The organism is Caulobacter sp. FV1ye6ST, from assembly GCF_058681225.1.
Genome location: NZ_CM178733.1, coordinates 452601 through 477906 on the forward strand (window position 1 = coordinate 452601; position 25306 = coordinate 477906).

A 25306-nucleotide genomic window follows, 5' to 3' on the forward strand; every position below is an offset into this window, starting at 1 on the left:
GGTCGCGCTCGTCGCTCAGATAATAATCAAAGGGGCAGGAAGAACAGTGACTTGGCGCTCGGCGCGGCTGCGCATCCTCCTGCTGGTGATCGCCGGCACGATCATCAACTACATCGCGCGCAATTCGCTCGGCGTCCTGGCGCCGCAGCTGAAGCAAGACCTGGCGATCACGACCGAGCAATACAGCTACATCGTCGGCGCCTTCCAGCTGGCCTACACCGTCATGCAGCCGATCGCGGGGCTGCTGATCGACAAGATTGGCCTGACCGCCGGCTTCGCCTTGTTCGCCCTGGCCTGGAGCGTGGCCAACATGATGCACGGCGCGGCGAAGGGGTGGGTCTCGCTGGCGGCGTTCCGGGGCATGCTGGGCATGGCCGAGGCCGCCGCGATCCCGGCCGGCATGAAGTCGATCGGCGAGTGGTTTCCGGATCGCGAGCGCTCCGTCGCCGTCGGCTGGTTCAACGCTGGCACCTCGCTCGGCGCGGTGATCGCGCCGGTTCTCGTCGCCTTGGTCGCCAAGACCTGGGGCTGGCAGGCGGCGTTCTTCGTCACGGGCCTGATCGGCGTGGTCTTCGCCGGCGTGTGGTTCCGCTTCTACCGCTCGCCGGCCAAGGCGGGCTTCGTCTCGCCCGCCGAGCGCGCGGAGATCGAGGCCGGCCAGCGACCGGTCACGTCCAGCGCCTCGACCCTGAAGGCGATCGCCGCCACGCCGCGGTTCTGGGCTATCGCCGTGCCGCGCTTCCTGGCGGAGCCGGCCTGGCAGACCTTTTCGTTCTGGATCCCGCTATACCTGGCCAAGGAGCGGGGGATGGATCTGACCCACATCGCCCTGTTCGCCTGGATGCCGTTCCTGGCGGCCGACGCGGGCGGCATCCTGGGCGGCTACCTCGCGCCGTTTCTACAGAAGTGGCGAGGCCTGAGCCTGGAGGGCTCGCGTATCGCCGGCGTGGCGATGGGCGCGGTGCTGATGATCGCGCCGGGCTTTGTCGGCATCGTCGGCCATCCGATGGCGGCGATCGCCTTGCTGGCCATCGGCGGCTTCGCCCACCAGGTGATCTCCGTCCTGATCAACACCCTGTCGGCGGACGTCTTCCCAAAGGGCGATATCGCCAAGGCAAACGGCCTCGTGGGCATGGCCGGCTGGACGGGCGGCCTGCTCTTCTCGCTGGCGATCGGCCAGCTGGCCGACAAGATCGGCTTCGCGCCGCTGTTCGCCTGCCTGGGCGTGTTCGACCTGATCGGGGCCATCTGGCTGTTCGCCATGCGCCGTCATCTCATCGTGAAGGAAGCCTGATCATGCGCAAGGCCAGTCTGGCCCAGCCGCCCCTCTTCGCCCTGGCCGAGCGCGACGGCCCCCGGGTGACCCTGCGCGCGGACACCGGCGCGGTCGCCCATGTCTTCGTGCTGGAAGAGGACGTCGTCCGCGTCCTGCTGCTGGCTGATGGCGCGCCGACCTCGCCGCCCAGCTGGGCCATCGCCCCCGGACAGACCGACATCGCCGAGCCCGGCCGCGACCGCATGGACGTCTCGGGCTTCGCCACGCCCGTCTTCACGCTGGAAGAACAGGGCGGATTCCTGGTCCTGGCGACCTCCCGTCTGCGCCTGGAGATCACGCTCGAGGGCTTCTTCTGCCGTTGGTCGCAACAGACGCCCGGCGGCTGGCGAATGATCGCCGAGGACCGCCCGACCCAGGCCTATAACTTCGGCTGGTGGGACGAGGGCGTCTATCACTACGTCAAGCGGACGCCGGGCCAGCGCTACTATGGCCTGGGCGAGCGGGCCGGGGCCATGGACCGCGCCGGCCGCCGGTTCCGCCTGACCAATCTGGACCCGATGGGCTACGACGCTTCGTCCGACGATCCGCTGTACAAGTCGATCCCCTATGTCCTGGTCGTCGACGCCGAGGGCGCGGCGCACGGGGTCTTCTACGACACGACCGCCGACCCGGTGTTCGACTTCGGCCACGAGCACGACAATTACCATCCGCACTACCGGTACATGCGGGCGGCGAGCGGCGACCTCGACTACTACATGATCGCCGGTCCCGACGCCCGCGAGGTCACCCGCCGCTACACCTGGCTGACCGGCCGGCCGGCGCTGATGCCGCGCTGGGCGGTGGGCTATTCCGGCTCGACCATGACCTATACCGACGCGCCGGATGCGCAGAAGCGCATGGGTGAGTTCATCGCCGGGGTGAGCCGCCACGACATTCCGTGCGAGTCCTTTCACCTGTCGTCGGGCTACACCTCGATCGGCGACCGGCGCTACGTGTTCCACTGGAACCGCGACAAGTTCCCCGACGTGGAAGGCTTCGTGCGCGGCTACGCCGAGGCCGGGGTCGAGCTGGTTCCGAACATCAAGCCGGCCCTGCTGGTCACCCATCCGCGCTATGAGGAGCTGGCCGGGAAGGGCTGGTTCGTCAGCGACGCCGACGGCGACCCGATCGTGTGTCAGTTCTGGGACGAGGTCGGCAGCTATGTCGACTTCACCCAGCCCGCCGCCGCCGCCTGGTGGCGCGCCCAGGTGACCGAGCAACTTCTGGCCTACGGCATTCGCTCCACCTGGAACGACAACAACGAGTACGAGATCTGGGACCGCCGGGCCCGCATCGCCGGCTTCGGCCAACCACGTGACGCGGCGGCCGAGCGGTCGGTGCAAACCCTCCTGATGATGCGCGCCAGCCGCGCGGCGCAGATCGCCTATCGGCCGAACGAGCGGCCCTATGTGGTCACCCGCAGCGGCATGGCCGGCATGCAGCGCTACGCCCAGACCTGGTCGGGCGACAACTACACCGCCTGGAAGACCTTGCGCTTCAATCAGAAGATGGGCCTGGGGCTGGCGCTGTCGGGCGTCTCCAACACCGGCCACGACATCGGCGGCTTCGCGGGGCCCGCGCCCGAGCCCGAGCTTCTGCTGCGCTGGGTGCAGGCCGGGATCGTGATGCCGCGTTTCTCGATCCACAGCTGGAACACGGACGGCACCGTCAACGAGCCCTGGATGTATCCGGAGGCGACCCCGGCCATCGTCGAGACGCTGAAGCTGCGCCGCGCCTTGCAGCCGCTGCTGCACGACCTGCTGTGGCGCCACCACGCCGACTACGAGCCAGTGACCCGTCCGTTGTGGCTGGACTTCGCGGATGATCGCCGGAGCTGGGAGGACGGCGACGCCTACCTGCTGGGACCGGACCTGCTGGTCGCCCCCGCCCTAGACCCGGGCGTCGAGGCCGTGCGCGCCTATCTTCCAGCCGGCGCCGTCTGGCGCGACCTGCGCGACGACAAGGCCTATGTGGGCGGGGAGGAACACGACCTCGCCGCGCCGCTCAGCGGTCTGCCGCCGATGCTGGCGAGAGAGGGCTCGGGCGTGTTCGTCGACCTCGCGCCGGCCGGTTTCGCCGCCGTTGCGCCGCGCCCCGGCGTCCTGCTCTACCCGCCGTCCGGCGCGGGGCGGATGACCTGGAGCGGCTTCGACGAGAGCGACGCCGCCCCCCGCGATCCGGCGGCGCCGCAGGGCTGGACCCTCGAGGTCGAGGCCGATGCGGACACGCTGACGATCCAGGTGGGCTGGCGAGGAGAGGTCGCGCCGGCGGCCGGCGCCCTGGGGCTCGTCCTGCCGCGCGGCGAGACTCGCCGCCTTGTCTTGAACGGCGCGGAGGTCACCGCCCAGCGGGAAGAGATTCTGGGGATCGAGCGTCTCGTCCTGACCTGGATCGTCTGAACGAAAACGGCCGGCGCGGTGAACGCGCCGGCCGAACAGGATCTCGGCTATGTCCCCGGATCAGGGCGTCAGCTTCATCGCCTTCAGCCACAGCGCGTACTGATCGAACCAGGCGTCGCTGGTCGTGCCTTGCGGCCGCGAAGCGAAGCCGTGCGCGCCCGCGCTGTACAGATGGAGCTCCACCGAAGCCCCCGAGGCGCGCCAGTTGTGGATCAGGCTGAGGTCCTGGGACCGGAAGAAACGGTCGTCGGCGGCCAGGGCGGCGAACAGCGGCGGGGCGTTCGGGGGGACCACGTCCGACTGGGTCGGGCCGTAGATCATGCCGGCGAAGTCCGGCCGCGCGTCGGGCGCGTTGGCCTGCAGGGCCCCCAGCACCGTCATCGCGCCCGCGGAGAAGCCGAGAACGCCCACGCGCTTGGGATCGACGCCCCACTCATGGGCATGATCGCGGATCGCGCGAATGGCGGCCTGGGCGTCGGCGACGGCGTACGGCGTCTGGCGGGTCCGTTCCTCGGCGCCCTCGCCGCGCTGGAACGTACCGGCGAGCGCGGCCTTGAAGCCGTCGATGCTGTCGGGGAGGGGGATCGTCCGATACTTCAGGATGAAGACGCGTACGCCCAGCGGCGCCAGCCGCTTGGCTACGTCGTAGCCCTCGTTGTCCATGGCCAGGAACTGGAAGCCGCCGCCGGGGACCAGGATCACCGCCGGGGCGTCCTTGTCGGCCGCAGGGCCGCCCGGCATCGGGGTCAGGCTCGGTCGCGCGACGTTGTAGACAAGGCGCTGGCTGGAATCCTGCCGGGCCCAGGCCTCGTGGGCGGGGTTGGCCAACGCGTTCGCCACGGGCAGGGCGAAAGCCGGAGGCTCTTTAGGCGCGGGGATCGGCAGGACGCCGTCGACCCAGCTTCCGGGAGCGGCGGGAGCGGCGTGGGCGGTCAAGGCGGCCAGACAGACCGCCGCGCCGGCTAGAAGGCCGAGCAATCCGCGGGAAGGGGCGTGACACATGGCGAGGTCTCCTGTTTCGCGACTTTGAATAAAAAAGGGGAGCAGGCCAGGCCCGCTCCCCATCGCAGGTCGTCCGGGGAGGAGGGACCTAGAACTTGGTGTCGACCTTCAGGCCGAAGTAGCGGTCGCTATCGCGCGACAGCACCTGGCTCACGAAGTGGACGCCGTACGAGCCGAAGCCGTCGCCAATGCCGCTCACGAAGTGCTCGTTGAGCAGGTTGTTGACGAACAGGGTGGCCTTGACGTCGCCACGCGCCAGCGACGCCGAGGCGTTGAGCAGGCCATAGGCCTTCTGCTCGGCCAGCGGGTTGCCCAGCAGGTCGAAGTTGACCTTGCTCTGGTACTGGTAGTTGACGGTGAAGACGCCCTTCAGGTCGCTGGCCAGATCACGGGTGATGGCGCCGCCCAGATTGATCTTGAACTTCGGGCTGTTGGGTAGCTGGGTGTTCGAGCGGTCCTGAACATTGCCCAGACCGACCGGGTTGGTCGACGGTCCGCAGCCCGTGCCGGTCTGGGCCTGGCCCGGATAGCAGGCCGCGTTCGGGAACGAGATCACCTGGGCGTCGGTATAGGCGGCCGAGGCGTCCAGGCGCAGCCATTCGACCGGCATGGCCTGGGCTTCGATCTCGACGCCCTTGGTGCGCAGCTTGCCGACATTGTTCAGCTTCTGCTGCAGGGCGCCGTTGATGTACTGCGACGACTGGGCCTGGAAGTTGTCGTAGTCGGTGTAGAAGGCCGCGAGGTTCAACTGCACGCGGTTGTCGAAGAAGCGGCTCTTCAGACCGGCCTCGTAGGATTTCGACTTCTCGGGCTGCACCGGGTTCTGGGTGCGCAGCGGCGTGTAGCCCGACGAGATGTCGTAGGCGAAGCCCTTATAGCCGGTGGCCGCGCTGGCGTAGACCGAGACCCGCGGCGCCACTTCCTGGTTCAGCGAAAGCTTCCAGGTGGCGACCGTGTCCTCGTTGCTGCCCGCGCAGAGCTGGCTGCCCGCGCCGCAGGTCCCGATATTGGTCGGCGAGACATAGACCGTGGCGGTGGACAGCAGATTGACGAAGCTGTCCTCGATCCGCTCGTTGTTGACGCGCACCGCGCCGCTGACGGTCGTGTTGGTCGGGAACTTATAGTCCACGCCGGCGAAGGCCGCGACGCTGCGCGTGCTCTGCCAGCCCGTCCAGTTGGCCAGGATCAGGGCCGGGCCGCGCTGGAAGTCGCGGCTCGTCTTGGCGTCGGCGTAGAAGGCGCCCACCACGTAGGAAAGCGGCCCCTCGCCCTTGGAGGTCAGGCGCACTTCCTGGCTGAACGACTTGGAGTGATAGGGTCCCGAATTGCTGACGCCCAGGCCCGGCTGGATCGGGTTCGTCACGTTCGGGGCCGTACCGTTGACCGCCAGGTCGGTGCCATCGACATCGGCCGCGAAGTTGTACTTCCAGTCCTGGTACGAGGTGACCGAGATCAGGTTGGCGAAGCCGAGGTCGTAGCTCAGCTTGCCGCTGAAGCTGGCCTGCTTGTTGTCGGTGAAGCCGAGATTGTCGACCCGGGTCTTGCGGTTTTTCGCGCCGGGCGTGATGCCGGCCAGGGCCGGCACGATCGAGACGCCGTTAAACTTCGGGATCACCGCCGTGGTGGCGCCCGCGGGAATGTAGTTCAGGTCGATGAACCGCAGCGTCGCCGCGGTGCCGTCCGACTTGGACTTGGCGTACGATCCGCTCAGCGACATCACCAGCTTGTCGGTCAATTCGGACCGCAGCTTGCCACGCACGCCGTACGAGGTGTTGTCGTTCAGGCGTTGACCGTTGGTGAGGTTGCGGACGTTGCCGTCCCAGTGGTTGTAGTAGACGCCCAGGCGATAGCCGGTGGCGTCCGAGATCGGGCCGGAAATCGAGGCGTCGGCTTTGTAGCCCCGGTCGGTGGTGGCGGTGGCCGAGGCGTGGCCGCTGAAAGCGACCGAGGGATCACGGGTGACGATGTTGATCGCGCCGGCGCTGGCGTTCTTGCCGAACAGGGTGCCCTGAGGGCCGCGCAGCACTTCGATGCGCTCGACATCGGACAGGTTGTCGAAGGCCTGGGCCTGCTGGACCACCGGTACATCGTCGATGATGACGGCGACCGAAGGCTCGACGCCGATCGAGAAGGCGTAGGTGCCGATGCCGCGCAGGATGATGGCGTTGTTCGGCGAAGCCGTGCTCTGGGTCAGGGTCAGCGACGCGGCGGCGCGGGTCAGATCCCCGAACTCGTTGATGCGCTGGTTCTGGATCGTCTCGCCGGTGATGGCGGTGACGGCCACCGGAACGCTTTGCAGGTTGGCGGAACGCTTCGTCGCGGTGACGACGATTTCGGCCAGGCCGGTGGGCTGATTGTCCTGGGCCGCGGCGAGGCTCGGCACGGCCAGAACACCGGTGGCCGCGCTGGCGAGCAAGATCAACTTACGCATAATTCCCTCCCTAAGTTATTGATTTTAATTTTGTTTAAGCTTGGCTACACCCTGCAAAAAGACTGGTCAAGCCAATTTCGAAGGGTGGCTGAACAGTTTCGCGGAGCGGGGTTTTTATACCTCACGGTCCCGAGGCTCCGGCGCGGGTCGCGGGGCGATAGAGCGTGCGGGCCACCGCGTCGCGCCAGCCTTCCAGGCACTGTTCGCGCGACGGCGGCGTCATCTCGGGATCGAAGCGGCGATCCAGCCGCCAGCCCTCGGCGATGGCGGTCAGGCTGGGCCAGACGCCCGCGCCCAGGCCGGCCAGGAAGGCCGCGCCCAGGGCGGTGGTCTCGATATTGACGGGACGCTCGACCGGCGCGTCGATCACGTCGGAGAGAAAGGCGCAGAGCCAGTCGTTGGCGGCCATGCCGCCGTCCACCCGCAAGGCGCTGGGGCGCGAGGCGCCGTCGGCGAACATGGCCGCGATCAGGTCGTGGGTCTGGAACGCGACCGATTCCAGGGCGGCCCTGGCGATGTGGGCGGCCGAGGTGTCCAGGGTCAGGCCGTGGATCAGGCCCCGGGCGTGCGGATCCCAGTATGGCGCGCCGAGGCCGACGAAGGCCGGCACCATGTAGACGCCGTGGCCGTCTGGCACCTGGGTCGCCATGCTGGAGGTGTCGGACGCCCGTACGATCAGGCCCATCTGGTCGCGCAGCCACTTGATCGCCGCGCCCGCCACGAAGATCGAGCCTTCCAGCGCATAGGTCGGCTGGCCGTTCAGCCTATAGGCGACCGTGGTCAGCAGACGCGTGTTGGAAGACACCGGCCGCGGACCCGTGTTCATAAGCATGAAGCAGCCGGTGCCGTAGGTGGCCTTGACCATGCCCTGATCAAAGCAGGCCTGACCGATCAGCGCCGCCTGTTGGTCCCCGGCCATGCCGCGGATCGGCACGGGCGCGCCGAAGAGGTCGGCCTGGGTCTCGCCGAAGTCGGCGCAGTTGTCGCGCACGTCCGGCAACAGAGAGGCGGGGATGTCGAACAGCGCCAGCAGGTCTTCGTCCCACGCCTGGCGATGGATGTCGAACAGCAGGGTCCGAGAGGCGTTGGTCGCGTCGGTCGCGTGCACGGCGCCGCCGGTCAGCCGCCACAGCAGGAAGCTGTCGATCGTGCCGAACGCCAACTCGCCCCGCTGGGCGGCCTCGCGCGCGCCAGGGACGTGATCGAGAATCCAGGCCAGCTTGCTGGCGGAAAAATAGGGATCCAGGCGCAGACCGGTGCGCGCCTGGACAAGGGCTTCGTGGCCGGCCCGCCGCAGGGCCTCGCAGCGATCGGCCGTTCGGCGGTCCTGCCAGACGATCGCCGGGTGAACGGCCTGTCCGGTCCGCCGATCCCAGACCACGACGGTCTCGCGCTGGTTGGCGATGCCGATGGCGGCTACGGCGTCCGCGGCGACCCCGGCGCGGACCAGGGCGGCGCGCGCGGTGTCCACCACGTCCCGCCAGATGGTCTCGGGGTCATGCTCGACCCAGCCCAGCTCGGGATAGCTCTGGGCGAACTCGCGCTGGTCGACGCCGACGACCGCGCCCTGATCGTCGAAGATGATGCTTCGCGTGCTGGTCGTGCCCTGATCGATGGCCAGGATGCGGCGGCCGGCGGTCATGCTTCCAGCGCCTCTACCGACGGCGTGGCGCGGGCGCGATCCAGATAGGCTTCGAGGCGGGCGGCCCCTTCCGGCGGTATGTGCAGGCCCAGCTTGCCGCGGCGATAGAGGACATCCTCGGCCGTGCGCGCCCACTCCTCGGCGACCAGATAGTCGACCTCGGCGGCGTGCAGCCCGGCGCCGAAGTTCTCGCCGAGGTCCGCCAGGCTCTTGGCGTTGGCCAAGATCCGTCGCGTCCGCGTTCCGTAGGAGCGCGCCAGGCGGAGCGCGAGATCGTCCGGCAGGAACGGAAACTCGGCGCGTAGGGCGCGAGCGAGGGCGGCGCGGTCCAGGTCGGGCAGGTCGCCGCCCGGCAGGACTGCGCCGCGTGTCCATGACGGACGCGCGTCTGGGAAGAACGGGCCGAGGCGGTTCATCGCCTGATCCGCCAGGTGGCGATAGGTGGTGATCTTGCCGCCGAACACCGACAGCACGGGGGCCTGCCCCCGCGGCGCGTCCACCTCCAGCACGTAGTCGCGGGTCACGGCCGAGGCGCTGTCGGCGTTGTCGTCGAACAGCGGACGGACGCCGGCATAGCTCCATGTCACGTCGCGCGCCGTGATGGGGCGGGCGAAATAGCGATTGATGCTCTCGCAGAGATAGTCGACCTCATCGGCGGTGATCCGCGCCGGCCCCGGCGGGGCGTCCCAGGCCACATCCGTCGTGCCCACCAGGGTGAAGCGATCCTCGTAGGGGATGGCGAACACGATGCGGCGGTCGGGGTTCTGCAGCATGTAGGCGTGGTCGCCCTCGAATAGGCGTGGGACCACGATGTGGCTGCCCTTGATCAGGCGCGTCCCGCTGCCCGTCGAGACGTCCAAGGCTCCGCTCAGGACATCGGAGACCCAGGGGCCGGCGGCGTTGACGATGGCGCGCGCGCGCACCGTACGCTCGGGGCCGTCCTGGGGCGCCAGCCGCGCTTCCCAGGCCGCGCCGTCCCGGCGGGCCGAAACCAGTTTGGTGCGGGTCTGGATCACCGCGCCGCGCGCGTGGGCGTCCATGGCGTTGAGCGTCACCAGGCGGGCGTCGTCGACCCAGCAGTCCGAATAGGCGAAAGCCTTGCGGTATTGCGGACGCAGCGCCGCGCCCTCCGGCGCGCCTTTCAGCTGGAGCCCGCGCGACCCGGGCAGCCGGCGGCGACCGCCGAGGTGGTCGTAGAGGAACAGGCCCAGCCGGACCAGCCAGGCGGGGCGGGTCGCGTGGGCGTGCGGAAGCACGAACCGCAGCGGCCAGATGATGTGCGGGGCCATGGCCAGCAGCGTCTCGCGCTCCTCGAGCGCTTCGCGGACCAGCTTGAACTCGTAATATTCGAGGTAGCGCAGGCCGCCATGCACCAGCTTGGTGCTCGCGGACGATGTCGCGCTCGCCAGATCGTTCTGTTCGACCAGCAGGACCGACAGCCCGCGACCGGCCGCGTCACGGGCCACGCCCGCGCCGTTCACGCCGCCACCGACCACCAGAAGATCGAACTCCACCCTGACGCTCTCCCTATTTTGCGATCATGGCTAGCGTGCTTGAGCTAAAAACGCAAATTCGAAAATGAAAAGCGAAACCAATTCGCGAAAAGCGCGCGCCCATCCGAAAGCGGCCGCAAGCCGCTCTGGCCAAGAGCGACATCCGCGCGTTAAGCCGGGGTCGGAGGTGGACTGATGGCTATCGAGCGACGTCACGAAGCGATTCTGGCTCTCGCCCGCAAAAGCGGACGCGTGACGGTCGAGGCCTTGTCCGATCAGCTCCAGGTCTCGCGCCAGACGATCCGCAAGGACCTCAACGATCTTTGCGACCAGGGAGAGCTTAACCGCGTTCACGGCGGCGCGGTGATCGCCGCGGGCGGTGTCGACAACCTGGAATACGAGGCGCGGCGGGTCCTGGCGCGCGAAGCCAAGGAGGCGATCGGCGCCGCCGCCGCGGCCCTGATCCCTGAAAAGGCCTCGCTGTTCATCAATATCGGCACGACCACCGAGGAGGTGGCCAAGGCCCTGCAAGGCCGGACCGGCCTGCTGGTGATCACCAACAACCTCAATGTGGTCGATATCCTGGCGTCGTCGCCCGGCGTCGAGGTCATCGTGGTCGGGGGGCGTGTGCGCACCGCCGACCGCGCCTCCGTCGGGGCTTTCGCGGTCGACTTCATTCGCAACTTCAAGGTCGATTTCGCCATTATCGGCGCTTCGGCCATGGACGAGGACGGATCGCTGCTCGACTTCGACATCAACGAGGTCCAGGTGTCCCGGACGATCATCCAGAGCTCCCGGCGGGTGATCCTCGTCGCCGACAGCCAAAAGCTGGGCCGCCCCGCGCCCGTGCGGATCGGCCACATCGGAGACGTCCACGTCTTCGTGACCGACCGCCTGGACAGCCCCAATCTCGCGGCGAGATGCGAAGCCCAGGGCGTCCGTGTGATCGAGACCGGGACGCGGTAAGGGCTAACCGATCATCCGAGGGAATCTGGCTCGTCCGCCTTCAGCATATCTTATTGTTTTAATTATATTTTCAACGTGCACAAAGGTTACCCGATCTGGGCAGCGTCGATGCTGCCGTTAAGCTCGACTTCACCTCCGCGGCGGACGTTGCGCGCGTTCCAGAAATGAACGCATACGGGGAAAAGCACCATGCGGCTGAAGCTATCGGGCGCGATGAATTTGTTCGGCGTGGCCCTGTGGATCGGCCTCGTTCTGCTGGCGGCGGGTTCGTGGAACGCGATCGCCACCTTGCGGATCGGCGGTCCCCTTTACGAGCGTATCATCGCCGGCAAGGACCTCACCGCCGACATCCTGCCGCCGCCGATGTATGTGGTCGAGGCCTACCTCGACGCCGAGATGGCCTACTACATCCGTTCGCCCGAGAAGATCGAAGACGCCACGCGCGAAATCCGTGAGCGCCGCGAGGAGTACGAGGACCGGGTGGCGCACTGGCGGACGGTCGAGATCGCGCCCGAGATCAAGAGTGTCCTGCTGGAGCAGTCCGACGCTCAGGCGCGCCGCTTCCTGGACGACGCCGAAGCCATGCTCGCGGCGCTGCGCTCCGGCGATCAGGTGCGGGCCGACAGTCTGCACGCCAGCATGATGAAGGCCTATGAGGCGCACAAGGCGCTGGTCAACCGCGCGACGCCGATGATCGCGAAGGACAGCGCCGCCGTCGAAGCCTTGGCGCACGCCAAGCAGCAAGTTGAACTGAGCCTGATGGCCGGCGTGACCCTGCTGCTGGCCGCGCTGATCGGTGGTGGGATCTGGGCCATGCGCCGCGCCATCGTCCGGCCCGTCGAGGCGATCACTCGCTACATGGGCGACCTGGCGGAGGGGCGCTACGAGGCGTCCGTGCCCTATGCTGGTCGCCACGACGAACTGGGCGAGATGGCCAAGGCCATCGCCGTCTTCCGGGAGAACGTCCTGGAGCGGCGCGGTCTGCGCGAACGGGAAGACAGTGCTCGCGCCCAGGTTGAGGGGGGACGCCTCGCGGCGGACGCCGACCGTCGCGCCGCCGAGCATGACCGCCGCACCGCCTTGGACGCCCTGGCGATGGGCCTGGAGCGTCTGGCCGCCGGCGCGGTCGGCACGCGCCTGAACCAAGCCTTCGCCGCCGACTACGAACGCCTGCGCCGAGACTTCAACACGACGGCCGAAACCCTGAACGCCACGATGAGCGACATCGGCGGTTCGTCGCGCGGCGTCGGCGCCGGCGCGGCCGAGATCGCCGCCGCCACCGACGACCTGTCGCGCCGCACCGAACAACAGGCCGCCAGCCTGGAAGAGACCGCCGCCGCGCTCGGCGAGATAACTGGCGCCGTGCGTGATACCGCCGAGGGCGCGCAGAAGGCCAGTGCGCTGGTCGAGGCCGCGCGCTCCGAGGCCCGCTCGACGGAGACCTCGGTTCGCGACGCCGTTACGGCCGTGCGCGAGATCGAGACCGCTTCGGCCCAGATCGGCCAGATCATCGGGGTCATCGACGAGATCGCCTTCCAGACCAACCTGCTGGCCCTGAACGCCGGGGTCGAGGCGGCGCGCGCGGGTGAGAGCGGCAGGGGCTTCGCCGTCGTCGCCCAGGAAGTCCGGGCCTTGGCCCAGCGATCCGCCGAGGCCGCCAAGGAGATCAAGACCCTGATCGGCGCGGCCACGAACAAGGTCGAGGTCGGCGTCGCCCTGGTCGATCGCACTGGCGTGGCCCTGGGCAGCATCATCGCGCGGGTCGGCGAGATCTCGACCATGGTCGCGGAGATCGCCGCCTCCGCCAAGGAGCAGGCCACGGGGCTGCGCGAGGTCAATGCCGCCGTCAATCAGATGGACCAGATGACCCAGCAAAACGCCGCCATGGTCGAACAGACGACCGCCGCGGCCCATGCCCTGAAGGGCGAGGCCTCCCGGCTGGGCGACCTGGTGAAGCGGTTCGACGTTAACCCCGGCGATCACGCCCGCGCGGCCTGAGCGCCCGCCAGGGACGGGGGCGGCGCGCCGCGCCAAGGCGTGATCGCCCGCGCGCGGTAGAGCAAAATCGCGCGGCCCGCGCCGGAATCTCGCTTACATAGCGCCATGCCCGCCCGATCCGACCCCTTGGCCTTCACCCCCCCGGATCGCGACGACGCGCGGGCGCGGGCGGTGGCCGCGGCCATGGACATCGTCGCGGGTCAGGGGCTGGCGGCGCTGTCGGTGCGCGACCTCGCGGCCGCGATCGGCAAGAGCACGACCGTCATCTTCAATCTCTTCCAGACCAAGGCCGGGGTTGTGGCCGCCATGGTCGAGGCGGCGATGGAGGAGGATCTGGCGTTCCATGACGCCTTCCTGGCCCAGGTCGACGGCCTGGTCCTGGATCATCGGAGAATGGTCGACGTCACCGCGCGCTACGTCCTGGCGCGGGCCGAATCCTCGGCGCGCTTCGCCCGGATCTGGGAAGAGGTCCTGATCGATCCCGAGGCCGCCCAGGCCGCGCGCGAACCGCTCTCGCGCTGGCTGGCGATGCGGCGAGGCAAGCTGGACGGTCTGCTGGCCCGCGACGCGCGGCTGGCGCGGCTGGGCGCTGTCTATCTGCCCTATCTGCTGATGGAGGAGCTCTACGCCGCGGCCCTGGCGCGGCGGCTCGACTATGAACTCCTGCTGCGCGAGAGCCTCGAGGGGCTGGTGGCCATGGCGTTCGGCGAGCCGTCCGGCGGCGAGGCCAAGGTCGCGCGATGGTTCACCGACGCCCTGGTGCTGCCCGAGCCGCCCAGCAAACGATATTCGCCGCGATCGGTGAAGATGCGTTTGCTGGACATCGCCGCCGACCAGATCCTGGAACGGGGGATCGGGGCGGTCACCAACCGCGCCGTGACCCAGGCGGCAGGGGTCTCCACCTCGACCATCCTCTACCATTTCGCGGACATGCGTTCGTTCCTGGCCGAGGCGATCTGGCACAGCGTGTTTCGCGAAATCCCCGACTATCTGGACACCCGCAGCCCGCGCGACCGTGAGCGGCCGGCCGACCTCGAGGGCCTGGCGGCGCTGCTGGCGCCGACCCTGCGGCCGGGATCATCCGAGGACCCGGGGCGCGCCGGCTTCTACGTCAAATACGCCCGCCTGATCGCCCAGATCTGCCTGATCGCCCGCCGCGACGCCGCCTTCGAGAACATGGCCATGCTGCTGCGCGGCCCCGAGGGGGGCGGCACCTATGCGCGACGCGAGGCCGTCTGGCCGCCGGCGTTCGACATGACCCGCCTCGGCGCCATGCGCTTCGCGATCTGGATCAAGGGCTCGGCCCTATTGAGTTCGGCCTTCCCCGAGACCGAGGCCCGAGGGGCCGAGGCGCGGCTTGGCGCGGCCGCGCTGGCCCTGGTGCCCACGAAGGCCTAGTGAGTCGAACGAGCGATATTATTCCAGTCGTTCCATCGGCCGCATACCCACCCAGACGCGAGTGGATGAGCGCCTTTAAAGGGGCTTCATCAAAGCGACACGGGGCGCTCCTATATCCCATCTCAGTCGAACAACTGATTTTTCCGGCCGCTGTCGTCGGGAAGAGGGGGCGTGATGCGTGTACTGTCGAAAGTGAAATTCGTGGCTCTGCTGATGGGAAGCGCCGCGATCTTCGCGGGGCCGGCCATGGCGGCCGAGGCGGTCGCTCCGGCGGCGGACGAGGCTGTCTCCAACCGTCTGGACGAGGTCACGGTGACGGCGCGCCGCCGCGCCGAATCCGAGCAGAAGGTCGCCGCCGCCCTGACGGTGGTCAGCGGCGCCGAACTGGACCGCCGCAACATCCAGACCGTCAACGACCTGGAGAACAGCGTCCCGAACCTGGAAGTCACCAGCCAGCTGGGCGGCGGCCAGCCGCAGTTCCGCATCCGCGGCGTCGGCCTGACCGACTACGCCGCCAACAACACCGGCACCGTCGGCGTCTATGTCGATGAGGTGGCCTATCCGTATGGCTCGATGACCCAGGGCGCGCTGTTCGACGTGGCCCGCATCGAGGTGCTGCGCGGTCCGCAAGGCATCCTCTACGGTCGTAACACCACCGGCGGCGCGGTCAGCGTCATCACCAACGCCCCGACCCAGACGTTCGACGCGGGCCTGACCGCTTCTTACGGCCGCTTCGACGCCGCCCATGTCGACGGCTTCGTTTCGGGTCCGCTGACCGAGACCCTGTCGGCCCGCCTGGCCATGACCACCGACCAGGGCGGCGCCTGGCAATATCACCGCGACACCCACGAGAAGCTGGGCGACAAGGACCGCTGGGCCGCCCGCCTGAAGCTGGATTGGAAGCCGAGCGACGTCACCGAGATCGACGGCTCGCTGCGCTACAACCGCGACAAGTCCGACGGCCTGGGCCTGCGCCTGGTCACCCGCGCCTTCCAGTCGCACAACTATGCCCCGATCGGTAAGCTCTACCCGATCGACACCGACCCGCGGATCACTGGCTGGGGGATCACGCCCTATTTCGCCAATCTGATCGGCGCCTCGACCAACGCCAAGCCGTTCCGCGACAACGAGGGCGTCGGCGCCAATGTCCGCCTGCGCCATGACTTCGGCTGGGCCGCCCTGACGGCCGTGGTCGGCTACGAGACCTTCAAGCGTCGCGAGTTCAACGACTGGGACGCCACGGCCTCGAACGAAGCCGGCACCTTCTTCTTCAACGACATCGACACCCTGTCCCAGGAAGTGCGCCTGGCCTCGCGCGGTGACCAGTCGTTCCGCTGGCTGGCCGGCCTCTACCACTCCACGGAGTCGGTCGACGGCGGCTTCTATTCGGACTTCTCGGAAGCCTCGACCCTGAAGAACTGGTTCTCGACCACCTATAAGCAGGACGTCGAGACCACGGGCGCCTTCTTCAACCTCGACTACGACCTGACCAGCCGCCTCACCCTGTCGGGTGGCCTGCGTTACGAGGACGAGACCCGCGAGCTGAAGGGCTTCAAGACCCAGATCATCGCGCCGACCTACTCGCTGCTGGCCAACACCAACAAGGACCGCCACATGGGCGAATGGTCCGGCAAGGTCGGCGGCGAGTACCATTTCACCAAGGACGTGCTGGGCTACGCCAGCGTGGCGCGCGGCGTGAAGTCGGGCGGCTTCACCACCTACAACAGCGGCCTGCCCACCCAGCTGGACCCGTTCGATCCTGAAAAGCTGATCGCCTACGAGGCGGGCCTGCGCTCGGAATTCTTCGACCGCCGCCTGCGCGTCAACCTGGCCGCCTTCTACTACGACTATCGCGACCAGCAGCTGCAGGGCGTGCTCTACACCCAGACGGGCCGCGTCGGCCGGATCATCAACGTCCCCAAGTCGCACATCGAGGGCGGCGAGCTGGAGATCACCTGGAAGCCAACGGCGCGCCTGACGATCAGCCAGTCGCTGGGTTACAAGTACGGCCAGTATGACGAGTTCTTCTTCGTCAACGCCACCGCCACCGAGGCGGCCAAGGATCCGGTCACCGGCCAGTACAACAAGATCGTCTACAGCGACCGCTCGGGCGAGCGCCTGCCGTTCCCGCGCACCGACTACAAGGGCGCCATCAGCTACGTGATGGACGTCGGCGCCTGGCAGGTCGAGGCCGAGACCAACTACAACTACCGCAGCGACCAGTTCAGCACGTCGTCCAATTCGGTGATCGGCGACTACTGGCTGTTCAACGCCAGCCTCACGGCCCGCCCGGCCAACGGCAAGTACTCTGTGGGGGTCTGGGTCAACAACGCCACCGACGACTATTTCGAAGAGACCCGCAACGCCTTCATCTCGGCGGCGACAGCTTCCCCGCACGAGCCCCGGACCTATGGCGTTCGCGTAACCTGGCGCTATTGATCGACGGCCGCTTCCCCTTCGGCCATCGGCCTGGCCGCTGCGCGCCTATCGCGCCGCGGCCAGGTTTGTTCGTTCTGGACAGGAGCTTGTCATGAAGGTCGATCGCAGACGAGTCCTGGGGACGGGCCTGGCCCTGAGCGCCGCGGCCTTGGCCCCAGGCGCCGAAGCCGCCGAGCCCGCCTTCCGTCATGGCGTGGCCAGTGGCGAGCCGGGCGCGGACCGGATGCTGCTGTGGACGCGGGTCACGGGCATGGGCGAAGTCGACGGCCGCTGGCGGATCGCCACGGGCCCGGCCATGCGCGAGGTCGTCGGGGAAGGGCGCTTCATCGCCCTGGCCGAGCGCGACTTCACGGTCAAGGTCATGGCCGAGGGGCTGAAGCCGGCGACCGACTACTGGTATCAGTTCGAGACCGGCGGCCAGCGTTCGCCCGTGGGTCGCACCCGCACCCTGCCGGTCGGCCGGCTGGACCAGCTCGACCTCGTGGTCGCCTGCTGCGCCATGTACGCCATGGGCTATTTCCAGGCCTATCGGGCCATCGCCGAGCGGCCGAAGCTGGATGTGGTGCTGTTCGTGGGCGACTACATCTACGAATACGGGGCCTCGAACTATCCGGGCCTGCCCACACTGCGGCCGGCCGATCCGCCCCGCGACACCGTCACGCTCGACGACTATCGCCGCCGCTTCGCCCAGGCCCGGACGGACGCCGATCTCCAGGCCGCCCACCAGCGCGCGCCGTGGATCTGCACCTGGGACGACCACGAGATCGCCAACGACGACTGGATGCACGGCGCCCAGCACCACGATCCTGCCAAGGACGGCGACTGGGAAGCCCGCAAGGCCGCCGCCGTCCGCGCCTATTGCGAGTGGATGCCGATCCGCGATCCCGACCCCGCCGATCCCTACGCCATCCAGCGCGTGGTGGCGTTCGGCGACCTCGCCACGCTGATCGTCCCCGAAACCCGTCTGAAGGCCCGAGCGGCGCAGCTCGCCCTGCCGAAGGATCTGGACCGTTCGCCGGACGGACGCCCCGATGTCGAAGGCTTCCGGCGCAAGATCGCCGATCCCGAACGCCGGATGCTGGGCCAGCAGCAGGTGGACTGGATCGCCGCCGAGATGCGCGGCTCTGTGACCGCCGGCCGGCCCTGGGTGCTCTTGGGCAGCGCCACGGTCATGGCCGACTACGCCTATCCGGACATGAGCCGCTGGGCCCCGGCCTCGGGCGCCCTGAAGGGCTTCTTCGAGCTGACCAAGTTCGATTTGCCGCTGCTGAACCTCGACGCCTGGTCGGGCTACGCGGCCGAGCGGCAGAGGGTCTATGACGCCATCCGCGCCAGCGGGGCGCGCACCGTCGTGCTGTCGGGCGACAGCCACATGGCCTTCGTCAACGAACTGCACGACGCGCAAGGGCGGGTGGCGGTGGAGCTGTCGACCAGCACCCTGACCGGGCCGTCGCTGGGCGTGGTCCTGGCCATGAAGGACGCGCCGTTCGGCCAGCGGGTGGCCGAGCGTAACCGCGACATCGTCTGGTGCGACCACCTGGCGATCGGCTTTGTCGCCGTCCACGTCACGCGCGAGGCGGTCGAGGCCAGCTTCGTCAGCGTCACCGACCCACGCGTCGTCGGTTCGCCCACCCCGGTTCAGCGCCGCGTGCGCGCCGTCGCCGAGGCCAAGGGCGTCGGCGCTTGGACCCAGCTCTAGGAACCGCCATGTCTTCGCTTACCCTGAACCGCCGCGCGCTGCTGTCCGGCCTGATCGTCGCCCCGGCCCTGCTGCGCTTCGGCCAGGCCCGGGCCGGCGGCGCCTATGTCTTTCCGCTGGGCGTGGCCAGCGGCGATCCGGCCCCCGACGGCATGGTGCTGTGGACCCGGCTGGCGACCGACCCGCTGGCCCCCGACGGTCTGGGCGGCATGGGCGCCGCCGTCCCCGTGCGCTGGGAAGTGGCCGCCGACGAAGCCTTCCGCCACGTGGTCATGGCCGGCGACGCCACGGCCGAGCCCGCCGCCGCTCACAGCGTCCACGTCGAGGTCGCCGGCCTGCGCCCGGGCCGCCCGTACTGGTACCGCTTCACCGCGCTGGGCCAGCAAAGCCCGGTCGGCCGCACCCGCACCGCCCCGGCCGCGAACGCCGACATCGACCGCCTGCGCCTGGCGGTGGCCTCGTGCTCCCACTGGGAGCGCGGCTATTTCAGCGCCTATGGCCACATGGCCGACGAGAACCCAGACCTGACCCTGTTCCTGGGCGACTACATCTACGAATATTCGATGGGGCCCGACCGCAAGGACCAGGTCGTCCGGCCCTACGGGCTGGAAGAGGCCACCACCCTGGCCGGCTATCGCAACCGCTACGCCCTGCATCGCACCGACGCCGATCTCCAGCGCCTGCACCACGTCGCGCCCTGCCTGGCGACCTGGGACGACCACGAGATCCAGGACGACTATTCGGGGATCTGGTCCAAGACGCCCGGCGTCTCGCCGGATAGCTTCCGCCGCCGCCGCGCGGCCGGCTACCAGGCGTTCTACGAGGCGATGCCGATCCGCCGCACGCGGCTGGACGCGCGCCTTCAGATGCCGATCTACCGCCGGGTTCGCTACGGCGAGCTGGCCGAGTTCTTCATGCTGGACGGCCGCCAGTACCGCTCGCGCCAGCCCTGCGCCGACGGTCCGGGCGGCGGCAAGGGTCAGATCCTCACCGACGCGGCCTGTCCCGACCGTCGCGATCCGTCCCGCACGTTCCTGGGCTTCGACCAGGAGCGCTGGCTGTACGACGGCCTGGCCAACACACGGGCCCGATGGACCGTGCTGGGTCAGGATCTGGTGATGGCCGGCCTGCGCTTCGGCGACGGCGGACCCGACACCAAGTACTGGACCGACACCTGGGACGGCTTCCCCGGCGCCCGCGACCGCCTGGCCGAGGCGATCACGACACTGAAGCCGCGCAACCCCGTGGTTCTCAGCGGCGACTACCACTCGTTCTGGACCAATGACGTCAAGCTGAACGCCGACGATCCGGCCTCGGCCACGATCGCCACCGAGTTCGTCGGCACCTCGATCACTTCGTCGGGGCCGCCCTATGAAGGTCTGATGGCGGCCATGCCCAACAATCCGCAGATAAAGTTCTTCGACAGCCGGGTGCGCGGCTACATGTCGATCGACGTGGGGCGTGATCGGATGACGGCCCGCTACAGGGCGATCTCGGACGTCCGCGACCCCCGCGCCACGGTCGCCACGCTCAACACCTGGGTCGTCGAGGACGGCCGCGCCGGCGCGACGAAGGTCTGAGGCCCCTCAGGACACCGGGTTCGGCGTGACAAGCCGCAAGCGGTGATGGACGCGCGTCTAAGTTTGACGGAAAACCCGCAGCCGTGCATCGCAGAGGGGAAGACCCATAACAAGGCGGGGAAACGTGTCGGAAGGACGCGCGCGCATCGTGGCGTGGCTGGGGCGGGAAATCCTGCCCCATGAAGCAGCCGTGCGCGTCTGGCTGCGGCGTTCGTTCGCCGCCGCCGGCGATGTCGACGATATCCTTCAGGAGACCTATTGCCGCTTGGCCGCCCTCAGCAACATCGACCACATCAGCGAGCCGCGCGGCTATTTCTTCCAGGCCGCGCGTAGCGTGGCCCTGGAGCAGATCCGCCGCGCCCGCGTGGTGCGCATCGAAACCGTCAGCGAGATCGAGGCGCTGGACCTGGCGCTCGAGGAGCCCTCGGCTGAGCGGATCGTCTCGGGCCGGCGGGAGCTGGAGCGGGTGAGGGGCCTGATCGCGGCCCTGCCGGACCGCTGCCGCCGGATCTTCGAGCTACGCAAGATCGAGGGCGTGCCCCAACGCGAGATCGCCCGGCGGCTGGGCGTCAGCGAACACGTCGTCGAGAACGAGTCGGTGCGGGGGCTGCGCGCCATCCTCGCGGCCATGACCGAACAGGATGCGCCGGCCGGCGCGCGGGGAGCCAGAGAGAAGACCGATGGTCGAACGCGAAAGCGCCGCTGACATCGAGGCGGACGCCGCCCGGTGGGTGGTCCGCGTCGACCGTGACGGCGAGGCCGTCCGCTCCGACCTCGACGCCTGGCTGGCCGGCGATCGCCGGCGCGTGGGCGCCTATGCCCGGGCCGAGGCCGGCTGGACCCGCCTGGATCGAGGCCGCGCCTTGGGGGGGCAACCACCGGCCGAAGTGGAATACGCGCGCCCGCGTCGTCGAGGCGTGGTGGCGGGCCTGGGGGCCATCGCCGCGGGTCTCGCGGCCCTGGTGGTCGCTCCGCGTCTGCTCGCCAAGCGCTACGACACGACCCTGGGCGAGATCCGCCGGGTGCCGATGGCCGACGGCTCGGTGGCGGCGATCAACACCAGCTCCGAGCTGGAAGTGAACATGCAGCCGCGGCTTCGCGCCGTGAGGCTGCAGCGCGGCGAGGCCTGGTTCGCGGTGGCCAAGGACGTCGATCGTCCCTTCGTCGTCGAAAGCGGGCCGGTCCGCGTCCGGGCGGTCGGCACGGCCTTTTCGGTGCGCAAGCGCGAGGGCGGCAGCGACGTGCTGGTCACCGAAGGCGTGGTCGAGGTCTGGACCAAGGACGGTACGACCCCGCCGCGCCGTGTCGCCGCCGGCGAACGGGTCTTCGCCAACAATGATTCCGGCGTCCTGGTCCCGCCGGAGGCTGACGATGATCTAGCCCGGCGACTGGCCTGGCGTGACGGCCAGATCGTCCTGGACGGGCAGACCCTGACCGAGGCCGCGGCCGAGTTCAACCGCTACAACGACCGCAAGATCGAGATCGCCGACGCGCGTCTGGCCGACGCGCGTTTCGTCGGCTGGTTCCGCACCAACGACCCGGAAGGCTTCGCGCAAGCCGCCGCCGCCACCTTCAACGGCAAGGTCGCGCTTCGCGCCGACGCCATCGTCCTGCGGGGCCAGTAGGGCGTCGTGCGAAAAAATTGACCGATGCCTGACGGAAACCGGTTTCCGCCGCATCGCTCCAGACAGGCGTTCCAAGAAGCGCCGTTTGAACCACAGAGGGAGGGGCGCATGCGGACGTCGCTGCGTACTTACGAAAAGTCCTGTTTGATGCTCGCGGCCGGCGCCAGCGCGCTTTTGGCCGCGTCTGGGGTTCACGCCCAGGTGCGCAAGTTCGACGTGCGCGAGCAGTCCGCCGCCACCGGCATTCCCCAGTTCGGCAAGCAGGCCGAGCTGCAGATCCTGGCCCCGCAGAGCGCGGTCGCCGGCAAGCGCGTCAACGCCGTGCGCGGCGCCTATACGGTCGAAGAGGGTCTGGCGCGCCTGTTGCGCGGCGCGGACCTGACCGTCGTATCCAACAACGGTCGCACCGCGGTGCTGGGCCAGGCCGCCTCGCTGCAGCTGGCGTCCACCGCCGCCGCGCCGATGATCGCCGTTCAGGCCGCCGAGCCGGTCTCGGCGCCACAGGATGAGGCCTCGTCCGAGGTCGAGGCCGTGGTCGTCACAGGCTTCCGCGCCAGCCTGCAAAGCGCCATGAACCTCAAGCGTCGCGCCAGCGGCGTGGTCGACGTCATCAAGGCCGAGGACATCGCCGACTTCCCGGACGCCAACCTGGCCGAGTCGATCCAGCGCGTGCCGGGCGTCTCGATCGCCCGCGACGCCGGCGAGGGTCGCCAGATCACCGTTCGGGGCCTGGGTCCCCAGTTCACCCGCGTGCGCATCAACGGCGTCGAGGGGCAGAGCACCGCCAGCGGCACCGACAGCTCGGGCGGCGCCAACCGTAACCGCGCGTTCGACTTCAACGTCTTCGCCTCGGAACTCTTCAACAGTATCACGGTGCGCAAGACCGCCTCGGCCCAGACCGAGGAAGGCTCGCTGGGCGCCACCGTCGACCTGCAGACCGGCCGGCCGTTCGACTACAAGGGCGCGACCCTCGTGGTCTCGGCCCAGGAGGGCTACAACGACCTCTCCAAGTCGTGGGACCCGCGTTTCGCGGTCCTGGCCTCCAACACCTGGCTCGACGGCAAGCTGGGCGCGCTCGTCTCGGTCGCCTATACCGAGCGTGGCCTGCTCGAAGAGGGCCACGGTTCGGGCGGCTGGCTGAACGGCACGGAGGCCGGCGGCTTCAACCCCGCCTCCACCTTCAAGCCGGCCAGCACGGCCTCGGTCTTCACGCCCCGCTTCCCGCGTTACGGCCGTCTGAGCCATGAGCAGAAGCGCCTGGGCGTCACCGGTTCTTTCCAGATGCGGCCCGACGACAAGACCCTGATCGGCGTCGATGTCCTCTATTCGGACTTCAAGGCCACGCGTGAGGAGAACTGGCTCGAAGCCCTGTCCTTCGCCCGCAACGCCTCGCAGGGCGGCCGCCCCGAGATCATCGTCCGCGACGGCGTGGTCAATTCGAAGGGCGACATGGTCTACGGCCTGTTCGACGACGTCGACGTCGAGAGCGAGACGCGTTTCGACAAGCTTGACACCAAGTACAGCCAGGCCACGTTCACAGCCGAGCACCAGTTCGGCGACCGCTTCAAGCTGAGCGGCCTGGCGGGCTTCTCGAAGTCGGACTTCGACAACCCGATCCAGACCACGGTGATCCTGAACCGCGAGAACGCCGACGGCTTCTCGTATGACTATCGGGTCAATCCGAACCTGCCGGCGATGAACTTCGGCTTCGACGTCACCGATCCGTCGGCCTACAATTTCGGCGCGGCGCGGTCGGAGATCCGCCTGCGGCCGCAGGGCGTGACCAACAAGATCGCGACCGCCCAGCTGGACGGCGACTACCGGCTGAGCGACGGCCTGAACCTGAAGGTCGGCGTCAACTTCAAGAAGTACAACTTCGACTCCTGGGCCCAGGCCCGGGTCAACGAGTCCGTCGTCCCCACCCTGCCGGCCGGCGTGACGCTGAGCAGCCTGACCAAGCTGGTCTCGGGCTTCGGCCACAACCTCGGCGCCTCGGGCATCCCGTCGAGCTGGGCCGCGCCGGACCTCGACGCCTTCGCCAAGCTGTTCAACATCTACAGCGGCACGGGCCTGTTCGAACTGAGCGGAGCCTCGAACGCCAACGCGCGCGGCAACATCCGTAGCGTGGAGGAAAAGGACAGCGCCGCCTACGCGCAGCTGGACTTCCGCACCGACCACTTCGCCTGGCCGATCCGCGGCGATATCGGCGTCCGGTATGTAAAGACCGAGCAGAGCTCGACCGGCTACCAGCTGGTGGCCGGCGCGGCCCAGCAGGCCACGGTCAAGCGCGACTATGACGACATCCTGCCGGCGCTGAACGTCACGGCCGAGGTCACGCCCGACTTCCTGCTGCGCTTCGGCGCGGCCAAGGTGATGACCCGTCCGAACCTGGGCAGCCTGACGCCGGGCGGCAGCCTGTCGACGGTGGGCGTGTTCAGCGTCAGTTCGGGCAATCCGAACCTGGAGCCGATACGGGCGACCACCTACGACCTGTCGGCCGAATGGTATTTCGCCAAGGACGCGTTGCTGTCGGTCGGCCTGTTCTACAAGGACATCGACACCTACATTCAGACCTCGCGCATCTCACAGCCCTTCAACGCCTCGGGCCTGCCGCTGAGCCTGCTGGACGGCCTGGGCGTCTCGGCCGGCGACACCTTCCTGTTCAGCCAGCCTGTCAACACCAAGGGCGGCCCGCTCAAGGGCGTCGAGATCAGCTACCAGCAGCCGTTCAGCTTCCTGCCGGGCCTGCTGAGCCACACCGGCGCGATCTTCAACGTGACGGTGGTCGACTCCAAGATCGACTACATCTCGTCCCGTTCGCCGACCGGCTTTGTCCAGAACGACCTGGTGGGCCTGTCAAAGAACGCCTTCAACGCCACGCTCTACTACGAAGACGAGGCGTTCAGCGCCCGCGTCTCGGCGGCCTATCGCGACAAGTACCTGACCGCCGTGCCCAGCGGCACCAGCACCAACGACATCGACGGCGTGCGTTCGATCACAACCATCGACGCCTCGGCGTCCTATGCGATCAACAAGCGCCTGAAGCTGACGTTCGAGGGGCTGAACCTCACCGACGCCTTCAACAATCAGTACACGGACAGCAACCGCGATAGCGTCTACGTCTATTCGCACACCGGCCGGCAATTCAACTTCGGCCTGCGGTACGCGTTCTAGCGCATTTTGCTTTGACGCAGTTTCTAACGACGAGCCGGTATCCACTTCGTCGGAAAATGCTCTAGGCGCGCTATTCCTCCTTCCGAGGAATCTTGGGCGTCGGCTGTCCTCCCGGCCGGCGCCCGCCCCCTTTCGAAAGAGGCGT

The 25306-nt window shown here is 68.5% G+C and carries 15 protein-coding genes; 11 read left to right on the top strand and 4 right to left on the bottom strand.

The genetic code is table 11. The features are described 5' to 3' along the window. The first annotated feature begins 46 nt into the window (after positions 1-46). A complete protein-coding gene (locus tag ACW175_RS02250) occupies positions 47-1294 on the top strand; it encodes an MFS transporter (protein WP_492103048.1) in 1248 nt (415 codons plus the stop codon). Positions 1295-1296: 2 nt separating this feature from the next. After that, on the top strand, positions 1297-3714 hold the full coding sequence (locus ACW175_RS02255) for a glycoside hydrolase family 31 protein (protein ID WP_492103049.1): 2418 nt from the start codon (positions 1297-1299) through the stop codon (positions 3712-3714). A gap of 60 nt (positions 3715-3774) precedes the next feature. On the opposite strand, the gene ACW175_RS02260 is transcribed toward ACW175_RS02255, so the two are convergent. The 4 genes from ACW175_RS02260 to ACW175_RS02275 all read right to left on the bottom strand — a co-directional run bounded on the left by ACW175_RS02260 (position 3775) and on the right by ACW175_RS02275 (position 10303). Beyond that, entirely contained in the window at positions 3775-4716 is a 942-nt protein-coding gene (locus tag ACW175_RS02260) for an alpha/beta hydrolase (RefSeq protein ID WP_492103050.1), read from the bottom strand. Positions 4717-4804: 88 nt separating this feature from the next. Beyond that, the gene (locus ACW175_RS02265) at positions 4805-7147 is read right to left on the bottom strand and encodes a TonB-dependent receptor (RefSeq protein WP_492103051.1); all 2343 of its coding nucleotides are present in this window, start codon (positions 7145-7147) and stop codon (positions 4805-4807) included. A gap of 121 nt (positions 7148-7268) precedes the next feature. After that, a complete protein-coding gene (glpK, locus tag ACW175_RS02270) occupies positions 7269-8789 on the bottom strand; it encodes a glycerol kinase GlpK (RefSeq protein WP_492103052.1) in 1521 nt (506 codons plus the stop codon). After that, entirely contained in the window at positions 8786-10303 is a 1518-nt protein-coding gene (locus ACW175_RS02275) for a glycerol-3-phosphate dehydrogenase (protein ID WP_492103053.1), read from the bottom strand. Before ACW175_RS02275 ends, glpK begins: the two co-directional genes overlap by 4 nt. 174 nt (positions 10304-10477) lie before the next feature. Between ACW175_RS02275 and ACW175_RS02280 the strand changes: the two genes are divergently transcribed. The 9 genes from ACW175_RS02280 (at position 10478) to ACW175_RS02320 (ending at position 25161) form a co-directional block, all read left to right on the top strand. Then, positions 10478-11248 carry a DeoR/GlpR family DNA-binding transcription regulator gene (locus ACW175_RS02280; RefSeq protein ID WP_492103054.1) on the top strand — a complete coding sequence of 257 codons (771 nt, stop codon included), beginning with the start codon at positions 10478-10480 and terminating at the stop codon, positions 11246-11248. A 189-nt stretch (positions 11249-11437) separates the two neighbouring features. Then, positions 11438-13246 carry a methyl-accepting chemotaxis protein gene (locus tag ACW175_RS02285; protein WP_492103055.1) on the top strand — a complete coding sequence of 603 codons (1809 nt, stop codon included), beginning with the start codon at positions 11438-11440 and terminating at the stop codon, positions 13244-13246. A 126-nt stretch (positions 13247-13372) separates the two neighbouring features. Continuing rightward, positions 13373-14644 (top strand): TetR family transcriptional regulator, encoded by a 1272-nt coding sequence (locus ACW175_RS02290; RefSeq protein ID WP_492103056.1) that lies wholly within the window; start codon positions 13373-13375, stop codon positions 14642-14644. Between the two features lie 174 nt (positions 14645-14818). Continuing rightward, entirely contained in the window at positions 14819-17083 is a 2265-nt protein-coding gene (locus ACW175_RS02295; RefSeq protein ID WP_492103057.1) for a TonB-dependent receptor, read from the top strand. 91 nt (positions 17084-17174) lie between these two features. Further along, positions 17175-18782 carry an alkaline phosphatase D family protein gene (locus tag ACW175_RS02300; RefSeq protein ID WP_492103058.1) on the top strand — a complete coding sequence of 536 codons (1608 nt, stop codon included), beginning with the start codon at positions 17175-17177 and terminating at the stop codon, positions 18780-18782. Between the two features lie 8 nt (positions 18783-18790). Then, positions 18791-20362: an alkaline phosphatase D family protein gene (locus tag ACW175_RS02305; RefSeq protein ID WP_492103059.1), complete on the top strand. Its 1572-nt coding sequence runs from the start codon at positions 18791-18793 to the stop codon at positions 20360-20362. A gap of 124 nt (positions 20363-20486) precedes the next feature. Then, a complete protein-coding gene (locus ACW175_RS02310) occupies positions 20487-21068 on the top strand; it encodes an RNA polymerase sigma factor (protein ID WP_492103060.1) in 582 nt (193 codons plus the stop codon). Beyond that, positions 21043-21987: a FecR family protein gene (locus tag ACW175_RS02315; RefSeq protein WP_492103061.1), complete on the top strand. Its 945-nt coding sequence runs from the start codon at positions 21043-21045 to the stop codon at positions 21985-21987. Before ACW175_RS02310 ends, ACW175_RS02315 begins: the two co-directional genes overlap by 26 nt. A gap of 108 nt (positions 21988-22095) precedes the next feature. Beyond that, positions 22096-25161 carry a TonB-dependent receptor gene (locus tag ACW175_RS02320; RefSeq protein ID WP_492103062.1) on the top strand — a complete coding sequence of 1022 codons (3066 nt, stop codon included), beginning with the start codon at positions 22096-22098 and terminating at the stop codon, positions 25159-25161. Positions 25162-25306 lie beyond the last annotated feature (145 nt).

Bases quoted from the DNA above. Each gene is read 5' to 3' on its own strand.
- ACW175_RS02255 (WP_492103049.1), top strand. From the start codon at position 1,297: ATGCGCAAGGCCAGTCTGGCCCAGCCGCCCCTCTTCGCCCTGGCCGAG.
- ACW175_RS02260 (WP_492103050.1), bottom strand. From the start codon at position 4,716: ATGTGTCACGCCCCTTCCCGCGGATTGCTCGGCCTTCTAGCCGGCGCG.
- ACW175_RS02265 (WP_492103051.1), bottom strand. From the start codon at position 7,147: ATGCGTAAGTTGATCTTGCTCGCCAGCGCGGCCACCGGTGTTCTGGCC.
- glpK (WP_492103052.1), bottom strand. From the start codon at position 8,789: ATGACCGCCGGCCGCCGCATCCTGGCCATCGATCAGGGCACGACCAGC.
- ACW175_RS02280 (WP_492103054.1), top strand. From the start codon at position 10,478: ATGGCTATCGAGCGACGTCACGAAGCGATTCTGGCTCTCGCCCGCAAA.
- ACW175_RS02285 (WP_492103055.1), top strand. From the start codon at position 11,438: ATGCGGCTGAAGCTATCGGGCGCGATGAATTTGTTCGGCGTGGCCCTG.
- ACW175_RS02295 (WP_492103057.1), top strand. From the start codon at position 14,819: ATGCGTGTACTGTCGAAAGTGAAATTCGTGGCTCTGCTGATGGGAAGC.
- ACW175_RS02300 (WP_492103058.1), top strand. From the start codon at position 17,175: ATGAAGGTCGATCGCAGACGAGTCCTGGGGACGGGCCTGGCCCTGAGC.
- ACW175_RS02305 (WP_492103059.1), top strand. From the start codon at position 18,791: ATGTCTTCGCTTACCCTGAACCGCCGCGCGCTGCTGTCCGGCCTGATC.
- ACW175_RS02315 (WP_492103061.1), top strand. From the start codon at position 21,043: ATGGTCGAACGCGAAAGCGCCGCTGACATCGAGGCGGACGCCGCCCGG.
- ACW175_RS02320 (WP_492103062.1), top strand. From the start codon at position 22,096: ATGCGGACGTCGCTGCGTACTTACGAAAAGTCCTGTTTGATGCTCGCG.